The sequence below is a fragment of the Burkholderia sp. AU30198 genome (assembly GCF_020419825.1).
Taxonomy (GTDB): Bacteria; Pseudomonadota; Gammaproteobacteria; order Burkholderiales; family Burkholderiaceae; genus Burkholderia.
Genome location: NZ_JAIZSA010000002.1, coordinates 585,272 through 609,565 on the forward strand (window position 1 = coordinate 585,272; position 24,294 = coordinate 609,565).

Below are 24,294 nucleotides of genomic sequence, written 5' to 3' on the forward strand. Positions count from 1 at the left end.
GCCACTGTTACCACCCAGGAAACAATCTATCGTCAAAATCAGCGTTTACCCTGAACCCTCCGATGACTAACATTTGATCAATCGCTTAAGACATGGTGTCGCGAGCGAACTCAATAAAACACCGGAGGTCATCATGAAATCGCTCGTTTCCGCAGTCGTTGCCGCTGCCGCCCTGTCCGCTTCGTTTGGCGCATTCGCCCAAAGCACCGTGACCCGCGCTCAAGTGCGCAACGAACTGGTTCAGCTCGAAAAGGCCGGCTACAAGCCGGGCCTGGCAAGCCCGTACTACCCGAACGACATCCAGAGCGCCGAAGCGCGTGTTCATGGTGCCGACACCAGCGGCTACGGCGCACAACCGGCTCCGGCCGTCCACTCGGGCGCCCCGGCTGCAACGTCGTCGAACGCTCGCGACTCGATCTTCTTCGGCCAGTAAGCCGATGCGCCCTCGGCGGGCGCCGCGCGTCGCGCGATGAAGAAATACCCGGACGAGCCCCCTTGCGGGGCTCGTCTTTTTTATGAAACGCATACCTCCGCCGCCCGGCAACGGGTGGCTTCGCCCGGGCGCCTGGCGTCCGGGCGCTTTTTCATTTGCGAGGGATGCGTGCGAGCACGATGAAGCCGCGCACGCCCGTCAGCGCGGCCCGGCCGCGGCAGGCGCCGAACGCGACAGCACGCGCCACCGCGACAGCAGCTCATCACGATCGACGTAGCAGCCCTGCAGGTGCCGGCGGCCGGTAGACGGATCGAACTCGGTGCGCGCATGCATCACGCGCCGGTTGTCGAACGCCCACATGTCGCCCGCCCGCAGCCGGCGCTGCACGCGAAAGCGCGGCTCGCGCGCGAGCGCGAGGAACCGCCGATACGCACGATAGACGGCCGCGACCGAGCCGGCCGGCGCATCGAGCGGCCCGCGCAGGAAGTTCGCGACGCGCACCTCGGTGACGTTGCCGCGCGCGTCGAGCCCGATCACCGGCGCCGAGCAGCGGTAGTCGCTGTTCGCACTCTTGTTCCAGAACTCGAACGGCGTCGACGCGAGCTGTTCAAAATCGGCCGGATGCTCGCGCCGCAGCGCATCCGCCAGCGCGAAGCCGTCGAGGAAGACGCTGTCGCCGCCGGTCGCGTCGTTCGCGAGGCAATGCAGGAATTGCACGCCCGGCTGCAATTCGCGGGTCGGCAGATCGGTATGCGGCGGCAGGTTCAGCGACGTATACGCATTGCTGTCCGGACGCGGCTTCGATTCGACGTCGAACAGCACGCCGAAATTGCTCTCGCGGATCAGGCCGATGCGGCGCGCGATCTCGTCGACGCGGCCGCGCTCGGCCGGCACGCCTTCGACGAGCGTCAGCCCCGTGCGTTGCAACGCGGCGAGCCACGCGAGCAACGCGCGGTCGTCCTCCATCACGTCGCGCCACGCGAACACGCCGATGGCCGTCGCATCGTCGCCGGCCCACACGTGCCGCCCGTGCGCGGCCTGGCGCTCCGCGCGCGACGCGTCGTCATACGCATGCGCGCGCAACCAGCCCGGCGACCATGCGCTGCGATGCCCGTCGTTCCACTCGACATGCAGCGCGCCGTCGGTTTCGACGTGCACCGTGAGCGCGGCGAGATCCTCGCGCGCGTCGGCGATCTCGAACACCTGTTCACGTGTGACGGCATGCACGCACGCGGAACACGCGCAGTTGTCGCGCAGCCAGTCGAAATGAAATGGCGATCGTCGCGTGTCGCTCCACTCGACGTCCACCGCGCCATCGGCGATCGTCGCCGCCGCAATGGCCGCGTCGGCCGAAAACGTCCGCCAGTCCTCGATACGGTGTTGCGCTGCCTGCATCGTTGCCTCCCGGAAACGCCCGCTACGCGTGTGGTGCGAGCAGAAACCTGCCGACTGTCCGGTGCATCCGCGCCGCCTGCGGGCTCGTTCCGAGCGCGCGCCAGCAGCCGTGCACCAGCCCCTCTCCCATCCAGTAGTGCGCGGCGCCGCCGGCCGCGCGAATCCGTTCGACGTACACGCGCGCGTCGTCGCGCAGCGGATCGTGTTCCGCGCCGATCGCGAGCACGGGCGGCAAGCCGTCGAAACACGCCGCCGCGAGCGGTACCGATGCGCGCAACAGCGGGTTGCCGTCCCCCAGCGCATCGAGCAAGCCACCTTCCCAGTACAGCGCGCGATAGCGATGGACGTCGTCGAGCGTCAGCATCGGTGCGTGCGCTTCCGTTTCGCGCGCGGGCGATTGCGGTTCGAACCCGAGCATCGGATAGACGAGCGCGATACCGTCGACACCGCCTTCACCCGCATCGCGCAACGCAGTGGCCACGGCCGCCGCGAGCATGCCGCCCGCGCTGTCGCCCGCGAGCGTCAGCGGCTGCACGCACGGCCCGAACGGCCAGCGCGCATCGCGCGCCGCGCGCGTGACATCCAGGCAATCTTCAAGTGCAGCCGGCGCGCGATGCTCGGGCGCCAGCCGGTAGTCGACCGCGATCACGTCGAGCCCCGTATCGGCCGCCAGTTGCGCGGTGATCAGCGCATGACTGTCGAGCGAGCCGACCACGTAGCCGCCACCATGAAAGAACAGCACCGTGCCGCGCGGCGTGCCGTGCGCGGACGTGTAGCGCCGCAGCGCGATCGCGCGGCCGTCGGGCGCATGCCAGACGGCGTCCTGCTGCACGATCCCGGGCGGCAGCGCGGCCGGAGTCCATTCCGCCGCGAAGCGGTCGTAGAGACGGCGCTGCTCGCTGGCCGAGCGTGCCGCCGCGTCGGCCGGATACCACGCGTCGACGGCTGCAACGAACGTCGCGATTTCCGGTTCGAGCATCGGGTGCGCTCCGCGGTCGAGGGTTCGCGCCGGCTAGCGGCGCGGCGGCAGCCCGATCACGCGCCCCGCATACGCGGGTGCCGCGCAATCGCGCTGCAACGCATGCAGCTCGGCCACACGTACGGCCACGTCGTCGTCGAACGGCGCCGACTTCGTGCCGTCGCGCGTATCGACGTGCAGCAGCATCTGCTCGCTCGCCGATACCGCGTCGTCGTGCCCGGCCGCGAACAGTTCGAGATACAGGTGCAGCCGCTTCGCATCGTGCGCGAGCACGCGCGCATCGACGCGTACCTGCGTGCCCTCCCTGATCTCGTGCAGGTAGTTCACATGCGCTTCGAGCGTGTAGACCGAGCGGCCCCGCTCGCGACGCGCGGTGTCATCGAGGCCGATGCGATCCAGCAGCGCATCGGTCGCGAAGCTGAAGATCAGCAGGTAGAACGCATCGCGCAGGTGGCCGTTGTAGTCGACCCATTCGGGCCGCACGACGTCACGGTATATCGTCAGCGGGGTATCGCCGGTCATCGTCTCTCGTCCTTAGTCTTCGAATCGCATTCCGTGCCGCGCCTTCACCGCGGCGATCGACTTCAGCACCTCGGTGATGCACTCGTCGCGATAACGCTCGAGCTCCTTGATGCTGCGCGTGCCCTGCTGCTCGGTCGTACCTTCGACGACGCTGTCGATCAATGCATCGGTGAGCGTGGGCGCGACCAGCTTCGTCCACGGCAGTTCGAGCGCGGGGCCGAACTGCTGCATGAAGTGTCGCATGCCCGCGTCGCCGCCGGCGAGCGTGTAGGTCAGGAACGTGCCCATGAACGACCAGCGGATGCCCGCGCCGAAGCGGATCGCATCGTCGATCTCGCCGGTCGTCGCGACGCCTTCGTTGACGAGATGCAGCGCCTCGCGCCACAACGCTTCGAGCAGGCGATCGGCGATGAAGCCCGGCACCTCCTTGCGCACGTGCAGCGGCCGCATGCCGAGCTTGCGATAGATCTCCATCGCGCCTTCGACCGCTTCCGGCGACGTGCGCGCGCCGCCGAGCACCTCGACGAGCGGCAGCAGGTAGACGGGATTGAACGGATGGCCGACCACGCAGCGCTCCGGATGCGTCGCCCGTGCGTAGAAATCCGTCGGCAGCAGGCCCGACGTCGACGACGCGATGATCGCATCGGGCTTCGCCGCGCGGCTGATCTGCTCATGCAGTTCGAGCTTCAGCGCCTCGCGCTCGGGCGCGCTTTCCTGGATGAAATCCGCGTCGGCGACGCATGCCTCGATCGTCGAGACGAAACGCAGCCGAGCAGGATCGGCGCCCGGCGCGAGGCCGACGCGTTCGAGCGCGGGCCACGCGTTCGCGACGTTTGCGCGCAACCGCTCTTCCGCGCCCGGCGCGGGGTCCCAGACGACCACGTCGAGACCGTGCGCGAGCGCGCGGGAAATCCATCCGCTGCCGATCACGCCGGTGCCGATGGCGGCGAACGTCTTGATGTCGGTCTTCACAGCCATGTCAACGCATCCTTCAAATCAGGGGGAATCGGTGGGCGGCCGCGCCTGTGCGTGCCGCCGTGTCATGTCAATCAGTCGGCGCAACCGCTCACGCGAACTCGGCGATCGCACGGCGTTCGAGCGGACGCTCGCCGCGCGCCGGCAAGCCGAGCTTGCGACGGCCTTCGGCCGGCGTCAGCACACGGGCGCCCAGTCGTTCGATGATCTCTCTCGCGCGCTCGACGAGCGTGCCGTTGGTCGCGTGCACGCCGCGATCGAGCCAGATGTTGTCTTCGAGGCCGACGCGCACGTGGCCGCCGAGCAACATCGCCTGCGCGACCATCGGCATCTGCATGCGGCCGATCCCGAAGCCGGCCCAGTGCGCGCCCGGCGGCAGGTTGTCGACCATCGCCTTCATCGTGCCCGTGTCGGCCGGCGCGCCCCACGGGATCCCGAGACAGAGCTGGAACAGCGGCGGATCGTCGAGCAGCCCTTCCTTCAGCAACTGCTTCGCGAACCACAGATGGCCCGTGTCGAAGATCTCCAGTTCCGGCTTCACGCCGAGTTCCTGGATGCGCTTCGCGCCGGCGCGCAACTGCGCGGGCGTCGACACATAGATGTAATCGCCGTCGCCGAAATTCAGCGTGCCGCAGTCGAGCGTGCAGATCTCGGGCAGCAGATCCTCGACGTGCGCGAGGCGCGTGAGGCCGCCGACCAGGTCGGTACCCTTGCCGAAACGCATCGGGTCCTCGCCCGGGCCGATCTCGAGATCGCCGCCCATGCCGGCCGTCAGGTTGATGATCACGTCGACGTCGGCCGAGCGGATGCGGTCGACCACTTCGCGATACAGGTTCGGGTCACGGCTGCCGCGCCCCGTCTGCGGATCGCGCACGTGGCAGTGCGCGACCGTCGCGCCGGCTTTCGCGGCCTCGATTGCGGCGGCTGCGATCTCCTTCGGCGTGACCGGAATCGCCGGATGCTTGCCGACCGTATCGCCCGCGCCGGTGACGGCACAGGTGATGATGACTTCATGGTTCATGCTGGTTGCCTCGCTTGAATCAGGTTGTGTCGCAATGCGGATGTTTCGTCAGGGCGCGCCGGGTACGGCGCGCAAGCCGTCACAGGCCGAGATACGCCTTCACGGCCGGCAGCCCGTCCTTGCCGTCGAACGTCTTGACGCCCGCGAGCCACGGATCGAGCACCTGCGGGTTCTTCTTCAGGTACGCCTTCGCGGCCTCGGCCGGCTTCGTCTTGTTCATCACCGACTGCATCAGCTGGTTCTCGAGCTGCGTCGAGAAGCGCAGGTTCGTGACGAGCTTGCCGGCGTTCGGGCAGCGCGAGATGAAGTCGGGCGCGGTGAGCGTGTACACGCGCGCTTCGCCGTAGTTGGGCCCGAACGACGCGTCGCCGCCAGAGAGATAGTTCATGCTGAGCTGGATGTTCATCGGATGCGGTTCCCAGCCGAGGAAGACCACCCACTTCTTCTCGCGGATCGCGCGCTCGACCGTCACCAGCATCCCGGCCTCGCTCGATTCGACCAGCTTGAAGCCGCCGAGCCCGTACTGGTTCGTGTCGATCATTTTCTGGATCGTCGCGTTGGCGCTGCTGCCCGGCTCGATCCCGTAGATCTTGCCGTCGAGTTCCGCGCGATGCTTCGCGATGTCCTCGAAGGTCTTCAGGCCGGCCTGGTATTCGTAGCTCGGCACCGCGAGCGTCGCCTTCGCGCCCGACAGGTTCGGCGGTTCGACGACGTTGATCGACTTGTTGTCGAGGAACGGCTGGAGCTGCTTCTGCTGCACGGGCCACCAGTAGCCGAGCGACACGTCGAGCTGCTTGCTCTTCAGGCCGGCGAACGAGATCGGCACCGACGCGATCGTCGTGGTCGGCTTGTAGCCAAGCGCCTCGAACACGGTCGACGCGAGCGCCGTGGTCGACGTGATGTCGGTCCAGCCGATATCCGCGAAACGCACGGTACGGCACGTAGCGGCATCCGTTTCGGCCAGCGCCGCTTGCGTGAACGCGCCGGTCGCCAGCACGGCCGCGGCAAGCGCGGCGATCTTCGTCGACTTCATGGTTCGTTTCCTCCCGGTTGGGCTCGCGGCAGCCGGTGCGCGGGGTGTGCCCGGCCTGCATCGTGGGAGTAAAAGTAACGAGCCATATTGGCCGCGAGAAGACCGGCGGCGACCTGTTCTTGACTATTTGCGACTATGAGTGGAAACCACTAGGTTTCTTGAGAGGCTTGATGGGCGGGGTTCTTACGCATATTCACGATTGAATCGGCTTGTCCGCTTGCGGCGCGATGCGTTCGATTCCGCAGGGCAGGAACCGGGTGCCGGTGCGGCGTCGGGCCCTGGGGGCGCGCGCCGCACCGACGAACGGGTGTCATGGGCGCGTGTGAAGCTGGCCCGGCCCCCAGCAGCCGAAAGCGCGTTTCGCATTGCGGAATCCACGTCGAATTCCCGCGCCGCCGCCTTTTCGTCGCTTGAAAACATGTTTTGCATTGCAAAAATCGCAACGTATCTCATTGAAAAACAAGAAAAAATAATGTCTTATGTCTTATATAAGACATCACCACAAGCCCGATGGGCGGCGTTACTATTTATCCCATGCAGTTCGCTTCGACAGACGTAGCGGGCACGCTCAACCAGTTACTCAAACGCGCTTTGCTCCCAGGAGATTGACATGGCCCAGTATCAAGACGACATCAAGGCAGTTGCCGGTTTGAAAGAAAACCACGGCAGCGCGTGGAATGCGATCAGCCCCGAGTACGCCGCCCGCATGCGTGCCCAGAACAAGTTCAAGACGGGCCTGGACATCGCCAAGTACACCGCCAAGATCATGCGTGCCGACATGGCCGCCTACGACGCCGATCCGGCCAAGTACACGCAGTCGCTGGGTTGCTGGCACGGCTTCATCGGCCAGCAGAAGATGATCTCGATCAAGAAGCACTTCAACAGCACCGAACGCCGCTACCTGTACCTGTCCGGCTGGATGGTCGCTGCGCTGCGCTCCGAGTTCGGCCCGCTGCCGGACCAGTCGATGCACGAAAAGACCTCGGTCAGCGCGCTGATCCGCGAGCTGTACACGTTCCTGCGCCAGGCCGACGCCCGTGAACTCGGCGGCCTGTTCCGCGAGCTGGACGCCGCCAAGGACGCTACCGCGAAGGCCGCGATCCAGGACAAGATCGACAACCACGTCACGCACGTCGTGCCGATCATCGCCGACATCGACGCCGGTTTCGGCAACGCGGAAGCCACGTACCTGCTGGCCAAGCAGTTCATCGAAGCAGGCGCATGCTGTATCCAGATCGAAAACCAGGTGTCCGACGAGAAGCAGTGCGGCCACCAGGACGGCAAGGTCACCGTGCCGCACGAGGACTTCCTCGCGAAGATCCGCGCGATCCGCTACGCGTTCCTGGAACTGGGCGTGGACGACGGCATCATCGTCGCCCGTACCGACTCGCTAGGCGCCGGCCTGACCAAGCAGATCGCCGTGACCAGCACGCCGGGCGACCTGGGCGACCAGTACAACGCGTTCCTCGACTGCGAAGAACTGTCGGCCGACCAACTGGGCAACGGTGACGTCGTCATCAAGCGCGACGGCAAGCTGCTGCGTCCGAAGCGCCTGCCGAGCAACCTGTTCCAGTTCCGCGCCGGCACGGGCGAAGCACGCTGCGTGCTCGACTGCATCACGTCGCTGCAGAACGGTGCCGACCTGCTGTGGATCGAAACCGAAAAACCGCATATCGCACAGATCGGCGGCATGGTCAGCGAGATCCGCAAGGTCATCCCGAACGCGAAGCTGGTGTACAACAACAGCCCGTCGTTCAACTGGACGCTGAACTTCCGTCAGCAGGCGTACGACGCGCTGAAGGCCGAGGGCAAGGACGTGTCGGCCTACGACCGTGCGCAGCTGATGAGCGTGGAATACGACGAGACGGAACTGGCCGCGATCGCCGACGAAAAGATCCGCACGTTCCAGGCCGACGCAGCCCGTGAAGCAGGCATCTTCCATCACCTGATCACGCTGCCGACGTACCACACGGCTGCACTGTCGACCGACAACCTGGCCAAGGAATACTTCGGCGACCAGGGCATGCTCGGCTACGTGGCTGGCGTGCAGCGCAAGGAAATCCGCCAGGGTATCGCCTGCGTGAAGCACCAGAACATGTCCGGCTCGGACATCGGTGACGATCACAAGGAATACTTCAGCGGCGACGCAGCGCTGAAGGCGGCAGGCAAGGACAACACGATGAACCAGTTCTGATACCGGTCATCTCCAGGCGAAAAGCCAACCCTTCGGGGTTGGCTTTTTTTTTATCCGGCGCAATCGCGCGCCGCGTGCTCGTCAAACGTCGACCTGCGCACGTCCCGCGACCACGCGCGCGAACGCGTCCGCCAGCACCGTCGGCTCGGCCGGCAACACCAGCGCGCAAAACGATTCGGCGTCTTCATCCGCAATCGGCACGAAGACGACCCCGTCGATCCCGAGGCTCGCCATCCGTTCCGGCACGATCGCGACGCCTTGCCCGGCCGCGACGAGATTCAGCATCGACGTCTTCGGCGACACGATCCGGGCGGTAGCCGGTACGAAGCCGCGCTTCAGGCAAAGATCGATCACGACGCGCGCGAGCCCGCCCCGCTCCCGATACACGGCCGACACGAACGGCTCGTGCCGCAACCGCGAGATCGCCGTGCGCTGGCGGCCCGCCAGCGGATGATCGGCCGGCACCGCCACGCACAAACGCTCGGCCGCAAGCTCGACGAAGCGCACACGCGGATCGCGGCGCAACACCGGCAAACGAACGATCCCGATATCGGCGTTGCCGTTCGCGATCTCCAGGACCTGATCCTCGGACGACGCGCGGTCGAGATCGATCCGCGCGCCCGGACATGCGCTCATGAAGCGCTCGAGCACCGGCATCAGGCTGCCGACGGGAACGGTACTGGAATGCAGGAGCCGCAATACGCCCGCTTCGCCGCGCGACAACTGCGCGCCCTCCTCGGCCGCGGCGGTCAGGGTCGCCGGAATCGACGCCACGCGATCGCGATAGATCGCGCCGGCCGGGGTGAGCCGCACACCCCTCGGTTCCCGGTCGAACAGCAGGAAGCCCAGCTCGTCTTCCAGTTGACCGATCTGCCGGCTGAGCGCCGACTGCGCGACGTGAAGCGCGCCCGCGGCCGGCGTGAAGCCGCCGAGATCGGCCACGGTCAGGAAATACTGGATTTGCCTCAGGGATGGCATGCCGAAAAGAGATGGATAAGTGTCCGATTTGATATTTGCGTTATACCGTCGCGCTTCCCAGAATGGAAGCCTGCCGTGCTGGAACCACCGTCACGGCCACCTCGCCGGAGCCTCCCTCGTCGTGACGACTCTCCTGTCCTATCTGCTGGTCGTTGCCGCCGGCGTCAGCGTGGCGTTGCAACAGGTGCTGAACGCCAACCTCCGTGCGCAGCTCGGCTCGCCGTGGTGGGCCGGGTCGGTCAGCTACCTCGTCGGCCTGGCCGCGATGCTCGCCGTCGCGCTCCTGTCCCCGCATCCGCGCGTGAGCGGCACCGTCACCGGTGCCGGGTCGTGGTTCAGCTGGACCGGCGGAGTCTTCGGCGCGCTGTTCGTCGGCATTGCGATCCTGATGGTGCCGCGACTGGGCGCCGCGACGACGCTCGCGCTGATCGTCGTCGGGCAGATGACCGGCGCGCTCGCGTTCGACCACTTCGGCGTGCTCGGCATCCAGCAGCATTCGACCAGCCCGATCCGCATGGCCGGCGCCGCGTGCCTCATTCTCGGGGTCGTGCTGGTCCGCGCGTGACGCGATCGTCACGTTCGCGGCACCCGCCGCGTCCGCGCGATCAGAAGTTGTGCTTCAACCCGGCCGTCACCGCCAGCTGCCGGCGGCTGGTCGAGTTCGGCAGGTTCGGAATCTGCGCGTAGTTCGCCGAGCCGCCCGTCACAGGATCGGTGCCGATGCCGTGCCCCGCCGCCTGCTGAAAGATGCCGACGGTATAGAGCGTCGTCTGCTTCGACAGGTTGTAGGTCATGCCCAGGTTCGCCTGATGAAACTTCGGCGAGCCGTTCGCGTCGGTCTTCATCGCGTTGTAGATATACGCGGCGCCCAGCATGAGCGCCGGCGTGACCGAGAAAGTCGCGTTGACCTCGACGATGTCGAATCGCGCGTCGGCGCCATGCGGATGCGTGGTATCGGCGAAGTACAGGCTGCCGTCGAGCGTCGTATGCGTATAGACGACGCCGACCGTCGCGGGCCCGATCGCATACGAGCCGCCTGCGCCGATCGCCCGCAACGCGCGCGCGTTCTGCAGCTGGCAATACATGGCCGCCGGATTCGAACACGTGAAATCGCCGATATAGCCTTGCGCGCCGCCCAGCGCCGCATCGAGCGGATGATTCAGGTCGAGCACGCCGACGCCGAACGAGAACGGCGCGTGGTTGTAGCTCGCCGCCAGCGCCCAGCCGCGTTGCCGCGAAAAATCCCCGGCGACGCCACCGAACGAAAACGTGCCGCTGAACGCAAACCCCGCCACGGTGGGGCTCGCGTACTGCACCGCGCTGTTCAGGTTCAGCGCCGCATTGAGGTTGTCGACGTCGCCGATATGCGCGCCATACAGCGTCGCCCACGGAATGCTCGACGCATAAGGCGCGAGCGTCGTCGTGTAGGAATCGAACTGGCGGCCGATCGTCAGCGTGCCGTAGCGATCGTTGGCCAACGCAATCCATGCATTCTGGTTGAACAGCGTGCCGGCCTGCAGGAGACTGCCGTTGTTCATCCAGAAGCTGTTCTCGAGCTTGAATGCGATCGCCGTACCGCCGCCGAGCTCCTCGTTGCCGGTCAGGCCGATGCGCGGCGGCGCGAGGTTGCCGCCCGTCACCTGAACGTTGCGGCCGCCGCGCACCGCACCATCCGCGCCCGTCGTCTGCTGGTTGTTCGTGTACGTGATGCCGGCGTCCACATCGCCATACAGCGTGACGCTGCTCAACGCATGCGCCCCCTGCGTGACGGCGAGCGCCGCCACCGCCGCCGCGATCCTGCGCGGCGTCGTCAGATCCTTCATCGGTCGTCTCCCCCTGATACGTCGTGTCCGCGTCGCGGCGCGTGCCGGAATCGGCGTGCGCCGGCCTGTCCGCATGCGTGCGTTGCCGAGATACCGGCCACGCACGCACCCGCCGCTACGCTCATGCGTAGTTCATCATCACCGACTTGCTTTCCGTGTACTGGTCGATCACCGCCCGCCCCAGCTCGCGACCGAAACCCGACTGCTTCATCCCGCCGAACGGCATCGCGTTGTCGAGCAGCGAGTGGCAGTTGACCCACACCGTGCCGGCCGTGATACGTGGAATCAGCTTGTGAATCGCGGACAGGTCGTTCGACCAGATGCTCGCGCCGAGGCCGTAAGGCGTGTCGTTGGCGAGCTGCACGGCCGTGTCGACGTCGTCGAACGGCATCGCGACGAGCACCGGCCCGAAGATCTCCTCGCGCACGACGCGCATCGCTTGCGTCGTATCGACCAGCACGGTCGGTTCGACGAAGAAACCAGGGCCGTCGATCGCGCGGCCGCCCGCGGCGGCGCGGGCGCCCTCGCCGAATCCCGAGTCGATATAGCCGCACACGCGCTGGCGCTGCTTCGCCGAGACGAGCGGGCCGATCTGTGTCGACGGATCCATCCCGGGGCCGATCTTCAGGCTCGCGGCGATCTTCGCGACGCGCTCGATCACGTCGTCGAACACCTTCGTATGGATATACGCGCGCGAGCCGGCCGTGCACACCTGCCCCTGGTTGAAGAAGATCGCGTTCGCCACACCCAGGGCGGCCTTGTCGGGATCGACGTCGGGCAGCACGATCACCGGCGACTTGCCGCCGAGTTCGAGCGACATCCGCGTCATGTTGTCGAGTGCCGAGTGGCCGATCGTCTTGCCCGTCTGCGTCGAGCCCGTGAACGCGATCTTGTCGATGCGCGGATCGCGCGACAGCGCGGCGCCGGCCGTGTGACCGTAGCCGGTGACGATATTGACGACGCCGTCCGGAAAGCCGGCCGCCTGAATCAGCTCGCCGAGCCGCAACGCGCTGAGCGGCGTATCTTCCGCGGGTTTCAACACCACGGTGCAGCCCGTGGCCAACGCGGGCGCAAGCTTCCACGCGGCCATCAGCAACGGAAAATTCCACGGAATGATCGCGCCGACCACGCCGACGGGCTCCTTGCGCGTATAGGTGAAGATCTCGCTGTCCGGCATATACGGCATGCCTGCGTCGATCACGCTGCCTTCGATCTTCGTCGCCCAGCCGGCCATGTAGCGGAAGCACTGCGCGGCCATCGCGACATCGAGCCCCTGCGCCACCATCACCGGCTTGCCGTTGTCGAGCGACTCGATCTCGGCCAGCTCGCGCGCATTCGCGTCGATCAGGTCGGCAAGCGCCAGCAGCAGACGCTCGCGGTCGGTGGTCTTCGCGGTGCGCCACGGCCCCGCGTCGAATGCGCGCCGCGCGGCGGCGACGGCCTGCTGCACGTCGTGCTCGTCCGCTTCGGGCACACGCGCGAGCACGGTGCCGTCGGCCGGGTTCACGACGTCGAGCTGGCGGCCCGACGCCGCGTCGCGCCACTCGGCACCGATCAGCATCTTCTTCGGCTTCGCGAGAAACGCGCGCGTGGCGTCGAGCAGCGGGAAAGTTTCGTTCGTCTCCATCTTCGATCTTCCTCGAATTCCTGAATGGGTCGGTCAGTAGCGATCCGTAACGCCGTCGATCCCGCGTGCCTGCAACGCGCGAACGAGGCCGGCGCGCACGGTCGCGACGTCGGAAAAGGCAGGACGGCGGTGCGCGGCGACTTCGGCGGCCGTATAAGGCTTGAAGTCGCGCGGCAGCGCGTCGTGGTTCATGGTCGTGAGTACCCAGTTGAGCACGTCGGCGAGGTCCTGGTCCGACAGCGCCGAGTTCGACGCGCCGGGCACACGCATCACGTACTCGCGCCCGGCCGGCAGATGCGTGAAATAGCCGAGCGAGTTCGCGAGCGGCGGCACCTTGCCGGGGATACCGCCGCCCGTCGCCGTGTGGCAGCCCATGCAGTTGAGTACCCAGTGCTGCCGTGCGAGCGCTGCAGCGGCGGCGCCGTCGGCATGCGCAGGTGCCGCGGTCAAACCGACGACCGCCCCGGCAAGCATCAGCAACGACGACAGGCGACGCGACACGCCGCCGAGCCACGGCGACCCCGCGCACCGCGTGAGCGATGCGGCGTCGCCAACACGGGACGCGCGGGCGAGCTTCACAGGCCGAGCCCCTTGATGACGACGTCTCGTTGCGCATGAACGGCCGTGCCATCCATCGCCTTCGCGCGCGCCGCACGGATATCGGCCGCCGTGAACGGCTTCGCGTCGCCGTGCTGCGCGTTGAGATCGAACACGACGTAGTTGAGCACGTGCGCGATATCGTCGTCGCTCGCGCTCGCAAACGACGGCATCTTGAAGTTGTAGTGCTTGTCGTGCACCTTGATCTCGCCGAACATCCCGTGCAGCAGCGTTGCGACCAGTTGCGCGCGCCCCGCCTCGGCCGTCGCGTACTTGCCCGGATACTCGGTCAGCGGCGGCGCGAGGCCGTCCTGCCCCTTGCCGCCCGCCTGGTGGCACACCGCGCACTGCGCGTCGAACACGCTCTTGCCGGCCGGGTAATGCACGACTTCCTGCGCGCCGGCCGCGCCCGCCAACGCGAAGGCGGCCACGGCCGTCATGCATGCGACGGCGATCTTTCCCGCTTGCTTCCCTTTCATTGCTTTGCCGCTCCCAGCAGAACCGAAACCGAACAGTGATAGTTCGAATTACCGTTGGCCATGCACCAGTTGATGTCGTTGTTCAACGACAGCTTGTACAGCGGCTTCTCGCGCTCGTTGCGGTTGCAGAAGCACTTGCCGCACGACGTCTTGCCGCAGCAGTCGTTGTACGACACGATGTAGTCCGAACCGTCGTGCGGGTTTCGGCACGTGCCGATCCACGTGATCGGCGAAGGCGTCGTGCCCGGCGGGCAACTGCTCGACGTGCCGCCGCAGCAACTGCACAGCCAGCCGTCGATCGCGCAGTATTTCCAGTAGTCGCAGCTCATCGGATCGTCGCTTGCACCCGATGCGGCGGCGCCTGGCGCCGCCGACGCCGCATCGGCCGCATATGCGGTGCGATCGACCGGCAGCAGCGGCAGCATCGCCGATCCCACCAGCACCTTGCCGAGCTTCGCCATCGCGCTGCGCCGCGAACTGTGCTGCGCGACGCCGCGCGCCGACCGCTCGAACCATGAATCAAACAGGCCCATGTCGTTGTTCTCCCTTGACGTTGAAAGAGGGTCGGCCGGTCATGCGTGCTGCGCGTGCGCGTCGTGGTCGTGGCTGTGATCGCCATGCACGAACTGCTGCAGCGATGCGACGCCGCGCTCCTTCGCCTCGAACAGGCTCTCGAGATGCTCACGCGTGTTGACGAGCCCCTTCGCGCGCACCGTGCCGGTTTCATCGAGCAGCACCGCATACGGCAGCTTGCCGATCTGGTATGCGAGGCCGAGCTCCTGCGACAGCACGTACGGGAAGCGCCCGAGGTCGTGCTTGCGCGCGAAGCGCGTGTGTTCGTCGACCTCGCCATCGCTCGCGAGCACGATGTTCACCGGCGTCGCCTCGCTCGCCTGCAGCGACGGCAGCAGCGGCAGCAGCTTCTTGCAGACGGGGCACGTCGGCGACAGGAAGAACAGCAGCGTCGCCTTGCCCGACGCATCGAAGCCGCCGACCTTCACCTGCGAGCCGCGAATGTCGGTCAGTTCGAACGTCGGCGCGATCGCGCCGACCGCCGGCCCCTTGTCGATCATCAAGGCACCGGCCGGCATGATGCGTTCGTACAGGATGCCGATCTGGCGCACGAGCGCGAGGCAGATCGCGCCGAGCGCGAGGACAGCCACCCACAGCAGGGCGGTGGAAACGGTGAGAGCGGTTTGCATCATGAATTCCTCAGGTGGGAAAGGCGCGGTACGTTGGCGAGCAGCACGTCGACGGTGAGCAGCGCGCAGACGATCAGCAGCACGGAGAAGAACAGCGTCAGGTAGTCGAACCACACGACCGCGCGTGCGCCCGGCTCGACGAGCGCGGTCGCGGCCAGCGCGGTGAGCAGCAGCGCGCGTCCGACATGCAGCCAGCCGATGCCGCGCGGCGCATCTGTGCGCGCGGCCGCGAAACCGGAACAGCCGCAGTCGATGTCGGTGTGGCCGCGCAGCAGATTGATCGCAATCGCGGCGGCGAACGCCAGGAGCAACGCGATCAGGCCGAGCGCGCCGGCCGTGCGCGTATCGGGAAACAGCAGCGCCGCGGCAGCGACGACTTCCGCGAGCGGAATCGCGAACGCGACGGGTGCGGTCAACGCGTCGGGCAGCAGCCGGTAGCCGGCCAGCGCCTGGCTGAACGCGGCGGGCCGGCGCATCTTCGCGACGGCGCCGAGCAGCACGACGACGGCAGCGCCGGCCTGCGCGCTGGTGGCAAGGACGGGATCGAGTGTCATCGCGGCCTCACGGGTTGACGAGCAGCGACGACGTATTGCCGATCTGCTTCTCGACGTGCTGCAGCTTGCCCGTGCGCGCATCCATCACGACGAGGTCGGACGTCGCCGTCAGCCCGTAGAACAGCGGCTTGTCATCCTCGCTGACCTGGATCGACACGAGCGGATCGATCTTCTGCTGCGCGAGATCCCAGCGCGCGACGCGCTGCTTCGACTTCAGGTCGACCACCCACACCTGCGTGCCGGGATCCTTGTGCGAGCCGTCGCCGCCCTTGTGCATCAGCACGTAGTAGCGGTTCTGCCGGGCCTGCACGGCGGTCTGCTGCATGCCGCCCGGGCGCCAGCCTTCGGCGCGCTCGGCCTCCGTCAGCAGCGGCCACGGCTTGCCGAATACCGGCTTGTCGCCGCTGAAATCCGCGCTGAGTACGTTGCCGCCGTAGGTCGCGAACAGATAGTCGCCCTTGTAGCGCGATGCATTCACGAACGCCGGATCCTTGTCGACGTCGATGAACGCATCCGACATCGCACGCTTCGTTTCCTTGCCGTTCGCATCGAGCGTGACGGTCAATGCCTTGCCGCTTTCGCACAGCGCGGTGAAGCGATCGTTGCCCGATGGATACGCGAGCACGCAGGCCGCCGTGTCGATCTCCGACAGCACCTTCTTCGACACGGCATCGATCACCGTCACCGATGCGGCCGGCGTGATGTTCGCGACGTACAGCCGCTTGCCGTCCGCGCTGAACGCCGTGTTGTACGGCGACGGCACATGCTGCGCATGCTTCGCCGGAATCACGATCTCGCCTGCGTGATCGAGCGTCGTGTTGTCGGTCATCTCGACGACGTCGGTACGCGTGCCGTGCGAGCCGCGCGAAAAGTAGGTCGTCGCGACGAAGCTCGTCCGGTGATCGGGCGAAATCGCGAAGCCGGGGCCGAAGCCGCCGTCGATCTGGCCGAGCAGCTTTTTCGCATCGGCGTCGTACGCGTAGATGCGCCCGTCGGTCATCGACGGCATCGAGATGTCGACGATATAGACCTCGTGCGGATGCCACGGCGGCATCTTCTGCACGACCAGTTCCTCCGGCTGTTCCGTCGCGTTCGCGCTGCCGATCCATGTCGTCGCGAACGCCAGCGTCGCCGCGAGCGCCGCGGTTCGTCGCCTTGTCCTCATGTCGCCTCCAGTTGGGGAATCACGTGATGTGGGGCGACTGTAGTTCGACAATAAATCCGGTCAGCACCCGGACCGGCACCGCGTGCGTGCCGATTCGGGATATTGGAAAACCGCCTGAAAGCCGCGCCGGCCGGAGGCTTCCGACCCTCTGACGAATGTGTCCGGAATAGCGCTCCCCCTTATTGCGCCGACCGCGCGGTCGGTTTAATCTTGCGCGGTCCTGATCGATGCACCTGGAGGCGCTGTGTTCGTGTTTCACGAGAGGTTCGACAACGCGGACCGGCATGCCGAGGCGCTGCAGGGCTGGAACCAGCGTTACGACCAGATCGGCTCCGGCGCGTATCGCAGCGCGATCAAGCATGCGGTGCTGGACGGCATGCAGCTGTTCCAGGAAGCCGCCAACGTTCGCATCATCCAGCGCGGACGCTTGCCGCACGACCATACGGTGTTCGGCATGCCGCTCACCGGCTCGGGTGCGTTCGCATTCGGCGGCGTGCGCATCGAACACGGCACGATGGTGATGGCGCGCGGCGGTGCACCGTTCGAGCTGCACTCGCCCGACGACATGTCGCTGATCGGCGTCGTCGCCGATGGCGAACTGATGCAGCAGGTCGAGGACGCGGCCGATGTCCACCTCGACGAAGCCACGTTGCGACGCGGTGTCGTCGACATGCCCACCGCCGTGCTGATGCGCGCGAGTGTGCAGATCGCCACGCAGCTCGAGCGCGTGCTGTCGGCACCCGATACCTACCGCGACGCACGCGCGCAGCGTGAACTGCGCGGCGAGATCGGCAACGTGCTCGTCGATCTCCTCACGTACCGGATTCCCGAACCGTCGAATCGTCTCACGCACGCCTGCCGCGCCGACATCGTGCGCCGCGTGCACGACTTCGTGATCGGCCATCCCGAAGCACCGGTCGACGTGCTGAGCCTGTGCGCGCAATTGCGCGTGAGCCGGCGCACGATGCAGAACAGTTTCCAGTCGGTCGTGCAGACCAGCCCGCTGCATTACGTGCGTTCGCTGCGCCTGTCGCAAGTGCGGCGGATGCTGCTCGATACACGGCAGGCCGACTTGCCGATCAGCGACGCGGCCGCGCGCTGGGGCTTCATCCATCTCGGCCATTTCGCGAACGCGTACAAGGCGCAGTTCGGCGAGTTGCCTTCGACCACCGCGCGCCGTTCCGTGCGCGGCGCAAAAACGCGCTGACGCCGCGCAAAACCCGCGATAATCTCCCGCTGACCGTTCGGCGCGCGCGAGCCGGCCGCAACACCTGCCCGCCTGCTCGCCACCCCGTGCGATGCGTGACGACCACCGGATTCCATCCCCTGCCCCGATGCCCGAGGATTTCCACTTCCTGCTGCTGCCCGGCTTCTCCGCGCTCGGCTTCATGTCCGCGGTCGAACCGCTGCGCGTCGCGAACCGCTTTCGCACCGAGCTTTATCGCTGGCACGTGATCAGCGCCGACGGCGCGCCCGTCGCTGCGAGCAACGGCATTCCGGTCGCCGCCGAAGCCGCCTGCGCGGATGTCGCGCAGGTCGATACGGTGTTCGTCGTCGCAGGCTTCGATCCACTGACGTGCTACACGCGCGCGATCGGCGACTGGCTGCGCCGCCAGCACCGTCATGGTGCAACGCTCGGCGGCATCGACACCGGCAGCTTCGTGCTCGCGGAAGCCGGGCTGTTCGACGCATCGCAGCCGCTCACGCTGCACTGGGAAGCGCTGGCCGCGTTCCGTGAGCGCTACCCCGGCCTGAACGCGACGCAGGAGCTGTTCGAGATCGACGAGCGGCGCATCACGTGCGCGGGCGGCACCGCGTCGATCGACATGATGCTCGACCTGATCGGGCGGCGGCACGGTGCCGATCTCGCGGCGGCGATCTCCGAGCAGTTCGTCGTCAGCCGGATCCGGCAGCGCTCCGACAGCCAGCGGCTCGAGATCGCCGCGCGCTACGGCGTGCACAACCGCAAGCTGATCCAGGTGATCGGCACGATGCAGCGTCACATGGAAAACCCGCTCGGCTCCGACGCGCTCGCGCAGGAGGTGTCGATCACGCGGCGTCAGCTCGAACGGCTGTTCAGCGCGACGCTGAACGACACGCCGACGCATTTCTACCTGAACCTGCGCCTCGATCGCGCACGTGAACTGCTGCAGCAGACCGACATGAGCATCACCTCGGTATGCGTCGCGTGCGGATTCGAATCGCCGTCGCATTTCTCGCGCACCTATCGCACGCGATTCGGGTTGAGCCCGCGCAACGACCGTCGCGCGACGCGCTGATCGTCGCGGGTTTCAAGCACAATCCGGCGCGGTATTGCGCGTTCCGGCAGCGATTCCCGCCGCTCGCTGAACAATGCCGGCGATTGATCGACGGACCGAAGCGATCATCGAAAATAAATTGGAATGTCACTGAAAATGTTCTGTAACATACCAAAAAAAGTTAGATAGGCAGCCTAACGACATGCGTGCTGCATCTCGACGCATGTCGAGCGCCGCAGGCTGCCAACCAATATCGATCCGATCCGAGGGGTATGACATGACGATGCTCGATTCGCCGTCGCCGCACCTGCCTGCCGTTCGCTTCTTCCCGCGCCTCTCCCCCTGTTCGCCCGCCTGTTTCTTTTCGACCTGACATTTAGGGTTCCTTAGTCAGTCGACACTCCCAACACCGCTTCGCCGCACCGGCTCCATCGAGCCGGCGCGCGGGCCGTGTCGTGCCTGCGCGCCACGAACGCGCGGGCGTGTCCAACCGTTGAGATGAGGATCACGTATGCAGACATCACGCAAAGCACTGCCGCTCGCCCTGGGTCTCGCGCTCGGTTTCGGCATCGTCGGCGGCACCGCAGCCGATACGAAAGTCTCGAATCCGCAAGCAACGAGCCTGCGCGAAAGCCTGACACGCGGCGTCGCGCCGCCGGCCGCCAAGGCCGATACGGCCGCCGGGCAGTTCCGCGCGGACGGCGTCGCCGTCACGCTGTACACCCCCGCGTATCGCGCGAAGAAAACCGCCACGACGCCCGCCGCCACCGCACGCGACTTCGTCGCGTCGCAGGCCACGCAGCTCGGGCTCGATGCGACCGCGCTCGCGAGCCTCGTCGTCACGTCGGAGCGCAGCGATGCCGATTTCACCGTCGTGCGCCTGCAGCAGCAGGCAGCCGGACTGCCCGTGTACGGCAGCGATATCGCGGTGACGGTCGCGAAGGACGGCCGCATCCTGTACGTTGCGAGCAACACGATCAACGGCGTGGTCGCGACGTCGCGCAAGTCGCAGGCCGTCGACCAGCAACAGGCGTTCGACCGCGCCCGCGCGTATCTCGGCGTGAGCGGCTTCACGAACCTGGATGCGCAACTCGTCGCCTTCGTCGACAAGGCCGGCACGCATACCGCGTGGAAAGTGCGCGGCCGCCCCAACGACGGCCCGAAAGGCGACTGGGAACTGCTGATCGATTCGGGCAGCGGCGAAGTGCTGCGCGCCGAGGACAAGGCGTTCTACGCGACCGACGGCACGGGCTTCGTGTTCCGGCCCGACCCGCTGTCGCCGACCAGGAGCAGCTATGGCAGCACGGGCTACAAGGACAACAACGACGCCGATTCGTCGCAGCTCACCGCTGCGCGCGTGCGCGTGACGCTGAAGGATCTCGCGCAGTCGGGCGGGCGCTACTTGCTTTCGGGCCCGTATGCGGTATGCGTCGATTTCGATGCACCGCTCGACAACGCGTGCCCCGTGCAGTCGACACCCGCGTTCGAGTTCACGCGCGGCAACCTGTATTTCGAGGCCGTGAACGCGTACTACCACATCGACACGTTCCTGCGTTACGTGAATCAGACACTGGGTATCAAGGCGATGCCGTACCAGTACACGGGTGGCGTGCAGTACGACCCGCACGGCGAATCGGGCGACGACAACTCGTCGTATTCGTCGAGCAGCGGCCGGCTGACTTTCGGGCAAGGCGGCGTCGACGATGCGGAGGATGCGGACGTCGTGATCCACGAGCTCGGGCACGGCATCCACGACTGGGTGACGAACGGCGGCCTGTCGCAGCAGGAAGGGTTGTCGGAAGGCACCGGCGACTATCTCGCCGCCGCGTACAGCCGCGATTTCAACCAGTGGAGCCCGTCGGACGCGCAGTACCACTGGGTCTACAACTGGGACGGCCATAACGAGTTCTGGGGCGGCCGCGTGACCAACTGGAACGTCGGGCGCACCTATGCGCAGGCACGCGGCGCGGAGATCCATACGGCCGGCCAGTACTGGGCCTCGTGCAACCTCGTCGCGCGTGACGCGATCGGTGCGCAGGCGATGGACAAGGCGTTCCTGAAGGGGCTGTCGATGACCAACGGCTCGACCAACCAGAAGGCCGCCGCGCAGGCCGTGCTGACGGCCGCCTCCGCGCTGGGCTACAGCAGTGCGCAGCTCACCGCGATCGGCAATGCGTACAACCAGAGCTGCACGTACGGCGTGACCGTACCGAAGAAGTCGTAACTCCGCAGCAGGCGGGGGCGCATCGCACGACCTGCGGCGCGCCCGCTTCCTCGACATCGCCATCCTCACGAGATCGAACATGCCTACTCTGAAACTGACCCGCCTGAGCATCGTGCTTGGCGGCATGCTGCTGACCGCCGCCGCGCACGCGACGCCGGTGTGGATCACGCTCGGCGACGCGGCGTTCCGCCAGTTGCAACGCATCGACGCGAGCGCCACCGCGCAATACAGTACGACGCTCGAAGCCGGCAAGACGGCCGACGGCGCCGCGCGCCGCGAAACCGTCCACGTCGTCGAAATCGACGATTCACGGCTCGGCGAACTGGCCCACGCCGTCCACCATACGCGCGGCCACGGGCCCGGCTATGTCGTGCACGATTCGTTCGACGAAGCACGCCAGGCATTGCAGCCGCTGCCGCCGACGCTCGCGAAGCAGGCCGCTGCCTCCGTGTACAAGGTCTCGAACGCGCCGCAGATCGGCACGTGGATCCAGCAACTTCAGGCCAGCAACATCGTCGGCACGATCACGTCGCTGTCCGGCTTCACCAATCGCTACTACACGACGTCGCACGGCGTCGCCGCGTCGGACTGGCTCGCGTTGCAGTGGAAGCAGCTGGCGGGTTCGCGCACCGACATCACCGTCGAGCAGTTCGCGCACACGGGCTTTCCGCAGAAATCCGTGATCCTGACGATCCGTGGCAGCGATCCGGCTGCGGGCACGATCGTGCTGGGCGGCCACCTCGATTCGACGGTCGGCCGCACGACGGAGAACACGCGCTCGCCTGGCGCGGATGACGACGCGTCCGGTATCGCCAGCCTCACCGAAGCGCTGCGCGTACTGCTGGCGAACAACTACAAACCGAAGCGGACGATCAAGTTCGTCGGGTACGCGGCCGAGGAAGCCGGCCTGCTCGGCTCGAAAGCGATCGCGAAGCAGTTCCGCACGCAGAATGCGAACGTGGTCGGCGTGCTGCAACTCGACATGACGAACTACAAAGGCGATCCGAAGGATATCTACCTGATCACCGACTACACGAACGCGTCGCAGAACACCTACCTGACGAATCTGGCGAAGACCTACCTGCCGGAACTCGCGATCGGCACGTCGCAGTGCGGGTATGCATGCTCGGATCACGCGTCGTGGAATGCGCAAGGGTACCCGGCGTCGTTCCCGTTCGAGGCCGACCAGAACGACAGTCCGTATATCCATACCGTGAACGACACGCTGGAGAATTCGGACCGCCAGGCGAATCATGCGTTGAAGTTCGGCAAGCTGGCGCTGGCCTACGCAGTCGATCTCGGTGGCGATGGCGGCACGACTGCGAAGCCCTGACGGCACGCGGCCGGGAAGGAGGCGGCTGTATGCGCTTCCTTCCCGGCGACCTCGGCCAGATTCAGACGATCTCGTCCAGCGTCCCGTAGAGACGCATGCCCACCGCCTGCGCAACTGCCGCGGAAGCCGGATTGTCGAGCTGGCACCGGTACTGCGGCTCCAGCCCTTCGCGACAGGCCGCGACACTCATCGCGCGCACGACGCCGCGCGCGTGGCCGTTGCCCCTGAATTCGGGCAGCGTCAGCACGCCCATGTCGGCCACGCAGGAATTCCACCACGCATACACGCTGCCCGCGCATACCAGCCGATCCCGCTCGAATGCCCCGAAGACGCGCCAATGGTCGAGCTCGACGCTGGCCGTATCGAGGTCCTCTGCCGGCATCGCGGCGGTGAACGCATCGAATGCCGGTCGATCTGCCGGCGTCAGCGCCCTGATCGTCGCGGGAATCGCGTGATTCGGCAGATCGGCCAGGGCCGGCGCGCAATAGTAGAAAAGATTGTCCGCGCCACACAGGCCCCCGCCCGATGCCGACAGGCGATCGACGAACGCGGCCATTGTCCACGCAGCCGTTTCGTCAACGCGCAGTGTGCGTGCAACCTTCTCCTGCACGACGATCCGGTTTTTCCCGTCGCTCGGCACGAGGATCATGCCCTGCTCGTCGTCGAGCGCAGAACTGACGGCGATCCGCAGATCGTCGCTGTCATAAACGCACCGGTCGCCTGAAAATTTCTGCTGCCAGAACGCGTTGATACATTCGTTAAACACTGCCCGCCTCTCGATTGTGTGACCAGCGGCCTCGCGATACCGCGAAACGCTCATCGCCGGCTTCGTGCGCGCGTCCGGATAGAATCATCGTTCGACCACTCTGCTACCCAGGTTCCGCCATGACCGATACCAGCCGCTCCTTCGACGATCTGTCGCCCGCTCGCGTCACGACGGCTTTCGACCTGCCCGGCCACACGACCGTCCGCTCGCTCGGCGTCGCGCAAGGCATCATCGTGCGCTCGCGCTCGATCGTCGGCTCGTTCGGCGCCTCGCTGCAGACGATCTTCGGCGGCAACATCACGCTCTATACGTCGCTGTGCGAGAAGGCACGCCAGCACGCCTTCGACAAGATGCTCGCCGATGCGCGCAAGCTCGGCGCGAATGCGATCGTCGCAATGCGCTACGACTCGACCGAGATCGGGTCGGGGGTGACCGAAGTCATTTGCTACGGCACGGCCGTCGTCGTCGAAGCGACATGATGCCCGACGCCGGCGAACCGCGTTGACCCGTTCAGCCGGACCCGCCGGCCGGGTGCCGCCCGCTGTCCCGAAATTGTTTCGGCGCATCGCCGGCAGCGCCCGATCGCACCCGGGCAACCCGCCGGCGAAGCCGCGTAAAACGCGTGCGAAGTTTTCGATTGACGCGCCGCGCGGTTCCCTCTTACCATCGCACTCGTTTTCATTCATGGAGGCTTCTGTGCCTACCGATGCGAGTTGTAGTTGGTCCTGTACCAACC

Annotated in this window: 24 protein-coding genes; 8 read left to right on the forward strand and 16 right to left on the reverse strand. The window is 66.4% G+C overall.

Translation table 11 applies throughout. The features are described from left to right. The first annotated feature begins 133 nt into the window (after positions 1 to 133). A complete protein-coding gene (locus tag LGN19_RS08275; protein ID WP_122947809.1) occupies positions 134 to 433 on the forward strand; it encodes a DUF4148 domain-containing protein in 300 nt (99 codons plus the stop codon). A 198-nt stretch (positions 434 to 631) separates the two neighbouring features. Here LGN19_RS08275 and LGN19_RS08280 read toward each other — a convergent pair whose 3' ends face one another. From LGN19_RS08280 to LGN19_RS08305, 6 genes are all read right to left on the reverse strand, one after another. Further along, complete coding sequence (locus LGN19_RS08280; protein ID WP_226213929.1) at positions 632 to 1,828, reverse strand: TauD/TfdA family dioxygenase; 1,197 nt, start codon at positions 1,826 to 1,828, stop codon at positions 632 to 634. Between the two features lie 22 nt (positions 1,829 to 1,850). Beyond that, positions 1,851 to 2,807 (reverse strand): alpha/beta hydrolase, encoded by a 957-nt coding sequence (locus tag LGN19_RS08285; protein ID WP_226213931.1) that lies wholly within the window; start codon positions 2,805 to 2,807, stop codon positions 1,851 to 1,853. A gap of 33 nt (positions 2,808 to 2,840) precedes the next feature. Beyond that, positions 2,841 to 3,329 carry a thioesterase family protein gene (locus LGN19_RS08290; protein WP_226213933.1) on the reverse strand — a complete coding sequence of 163 codons (489 nt, stop codon included), beginning with the start codon at positions 3,327 to 3,329 and terminating at the stop codon, positions 2,841 to 2,843. A 12-nt stretch (positions 3,330 to 3,341) separates the two neighbouring features. Next, the gene (locus tag LGN19_RS08295; protein ID WP_011354221.1) at positions 3,342 to 4,307 is read right to left on the reverse strand and encodes an L-carnitine dehydrogenase; all 966 of its coding nucleotides are present in this window, start codon (positions 4,305 to 4,307) and stop codon (positions 3,342 to 3,344) included. An 88-nt stretch (positions 4,308 to 4,395) separates the two neighbouring features. Further along, on the reverse strand, positions 4,396 to 5,325 hold the full coding sequence (locus tag LGN19_RS08300) for a 3-keto-5-aminohexanoate cleavage protein (protein WP_039366557.1): 930 nt from the start codon (positions 5,323 to 5,325) through the stop codon (positions 4,396 to 4,398). A gap of 79 nt (positions 5,326 to 5,404) precedes the next feature. Further along, positions 5,405 to 6,358 (reverse strand): choline ABC transporter substrate-binding protein, encoded by a 954-nt coding sequence (locus LGN19_RS08305; protein WP_122947813.1) that lies wholly within the window; start codon positions 6,356 to 6,358, stop codon positions 5,405 to 5,407. 610 nt (positions 6,359 to 6,968) lie between these two features. On the opposite strand from LGN19_RS08305, the gene LGN19_RS08310 reads away from it, so the two are divergent. Further along, positions 6,969 to 8,552, forward strand: a complete 1,584-nt coding sequence (locus LGN19_RS08310; protein ID WP_226213935.1) for an isocitrate lyase — start codon at positions 6,969 to 6,971, stop codon at positions 8,550 to 8,552. Positions 8,553 to 8,633: 81 nt separating this feature from the next. On the opposite strand, the gene LGN19_RS08315 is transcribed toward LGN19_RS08310, so the two are convergent. After that, positions 8,634 to 9,530, reverse strand: a complete 897-nt coding sequence (locus LGN19_RS08315; protein ID WP_226213936.1) for a LysR family transcriptional regulator — start codon at positions 9,528 to 9,530, stop codon at positions 8,634 to 8,636. Between the two features lie 121 nt (positions 9,531 to 9,651). Here LGN19_RS08315 and LGN19_RS08320 point away from each other — a divergent pair, with 121 nt between their 5' ends. Continuing rightward, positions 9,652 to 10,095 carry a DMT family transporter gene (locus LGN19_RS08320; protein ID WP_226213937.1) on the forward strand — a complete coding sequence of 148 codons (444 nt, stop codon included), beginning with the start codon at positions 9,652 to 9,654 and terminating at the stop codon, positions 10,093 to 10,095. Between the two features lie 40 nt (positions 10,096 to 10,135). On the opposite strand, the gene LGN19_RS08325 is transcribed toward LGN19_RS08320, so the two are convergent. The 8 genes from LGN19_RS08325 to LGN19_RS08360 all read right to left on the reverse strand — a co-directional run bounded on the left by LGN19_RS08325 (position 10,136) and on the right by LGN19_RS08360 (position 16,977). Next, positions 10,136 to 11,353, reverse strand: a complete 1,218-nt coding sequence (locus LGN19_RS08325; protein ID WP_226213939.1) for a porin — start codon at positions 11,351 to 11,353, stop codon at positions 10,136 to 10,138. A 121-nt stretch (positions 11,354 to 11,474) separates the two neighbouring features. Beyond that, positions 11,475 to 12,980, reverse strand: coding sequence for an aldehyde dehydrogenase family protein (locus tag LGN19_RS08330; protein ID WP_226213941.1), 1,506 nt, complete (start codon positions 12,978 to 12,980; stop codon positions 11,475 to 11,477). Between the two features lie 33 nt (positions 12,981 to 13,013). Beyond that, positions 13,014 to 13,454, reverse strand: coding sequence for a c-type cytochrome (locus LGN19_RS08335; protein WP_226214044.1), 441 nt, complete (start codon positions 13,452 to 13,454; stop codon positions 13,014 to 13,016). Between the two features lie 101 nt (positions 13,455 to 13,555). Then, a complete protein-coding gene (locus LGN19_RS08340; RefSeq protein WP_226213942.1) occupies positions 13,556 to 14,056 on the reverse strand; it encodes a c-type cytochrome in 501 nt (166 codons plus the stop codon). Then, the gene (locus LGN19_RS08345; RefSeq protein WP_226213943.1) at positions 14,053 to 14,589 is read right to left on the reverse strand and encodes a methylamine dehydrogenase light chain; all 537 of its coding nucleotides are present in this window, start codon (positions 14,587 to 14,589) and stop codon (positions 14,053 to 14,055) included. Before LGN19_RS08345 ends, LGN19_RS08340 begins: the two co-directional genes overlap by 4 nt. 39 nt (positions 14,590 to 14,628) lie before the next feature. Then, positions 14,629 to 15,261, reverse strand: a complete 633-nt coding sequence (gene mauD, locus LGN19_RS08350) for a methylamine dehydrogenase accessory protein MauD (protein ID WP_122947823.1) — start codon at positions 15,259 to 15,261, stop codon at positions 14,629 to 14,631. Beyond that, positions 15,258 to 15,812, reverse strand: a complete 555-nt coding sequence (locus LGN19_RS08355; RefSeq protein WP_226213945.1) for a MauE/DoxX family redox-associated membrane protein — start codon at positions 15,810 to 15,812, stop codon at positions 15,258 to 15,260. The genes mauD and LGN19_RS08355 overlap by 4 nt, the downstream gene beginning before the upstream one ends. 7 nt (positions 15,813 to 15,819) lie before the next feature. Further along, positions 15,820 to 16,977 carry an amine dehydrogenase large subunit gene (locus tag LGN19_RS08360; protein ID WP_226213946.1) on the reverse strand — a complete coding sequence of 386 codons (1,158 nt, stop codon included), beginning with the start codon at positions 16,975 to 16,977 and terminating at the stop codon, positions 15,820 to 15,822. Positions 16,978 to 17,221: 244 nt separating this feature from the next. Between LGN19_RS08360 and LGN19_RS08365 the strand changes: the two genes are divergently transcribed. The 4 genes from LGN19_RS08365 to LGN19_RS08380 all read left to right on the forward strand — a co-directional run bounded on the left by LGN19_RS08365 (position 17,222) and on the right by LGN19_RS08380 (position 22,792). After that, the gene (locus tag LGN19_RS08365) at positions 17,222 to 18,184 is read left to right on the forward strand and encodes a helix-turn-helix domain-containing protein (protein WP_226213948.1); all 963 of its coding nucleotides are present in this window, start codon (positions 17,222 to 17,224) and stop codon (positions 18,182 to 18,184) included. A 127-nt stretch (positions 18,185 to 18,311) separates the two neighbouring features. Beyond that, positions 18,312 to 19,256, forward strand: coding sequence for a GlxA family transcriptional regulator (locus LGN19_RS08370; protein WP_122947827.1), 945 nt, complete (start codon positions 18,312 to 18,314; stop codon positions 19,254 to 19,256). A 490-nt stretch (positions 19,257 to 19,746) separates the two neighbouring features. Next, positions 19,747 to 21,459, forward strand: coding sequence for a M36 family metallopeptidase (locus LGN19_RS08375; RefSeq protein ID WP_226213949.1), 1,713 nt, complete (start codon positions 19,747 to 19,749; stop codon positions 21,457 to 21,459). A gap of 79 nt (positions 21,460 to 21,538) precedes the next feature. Beyond that, complete coding sequence (locus tag LGN19_RS08380; protein WP_226213950.1) at positions 21,539 to 22,792, forward strand: M20/M25/M40 family metallo-hydrolase; 1,254 nt, start codon at positions 21,539 to 21,541, stop codon at positions 22,790 to 22,792. 61 nt (positions 22,793 to 22,853) lie between these two features. On the opposite strand, the gene LGN19_RS08385 is transcribed toward LGN19_RS08380, so the two are convergent. Next, positions 22,854 to 23,558, reverse strand: coding sequence for a GNAT family N-acetyltransferase (locus LGN19_RS08385; protein ID WP_226213951.1), 705 nt, complete (start codon positions 23,556 to 23,558; stop codon positions 22,854 to 22,856). A gap of 119 nt (positions 23,559 to 23,677) precedes the next feature. On the opposite strand from LGN19_RS08385, the gene LGN19_RS08390 reads away from it, so the two are divergent. Then, positions 23,678 to 24,037, forward strand: coding sequence for a YbjQ family protein (locus tag LGN19_RS08390; protein ID WP_174956028.1), 360 nt, complete (start codon positions 23,678 to 23,680; stop codon positions 24,035 to 24,037). Positions 24,038 to 24,294 lie beyond the last annotated feature (257 nt).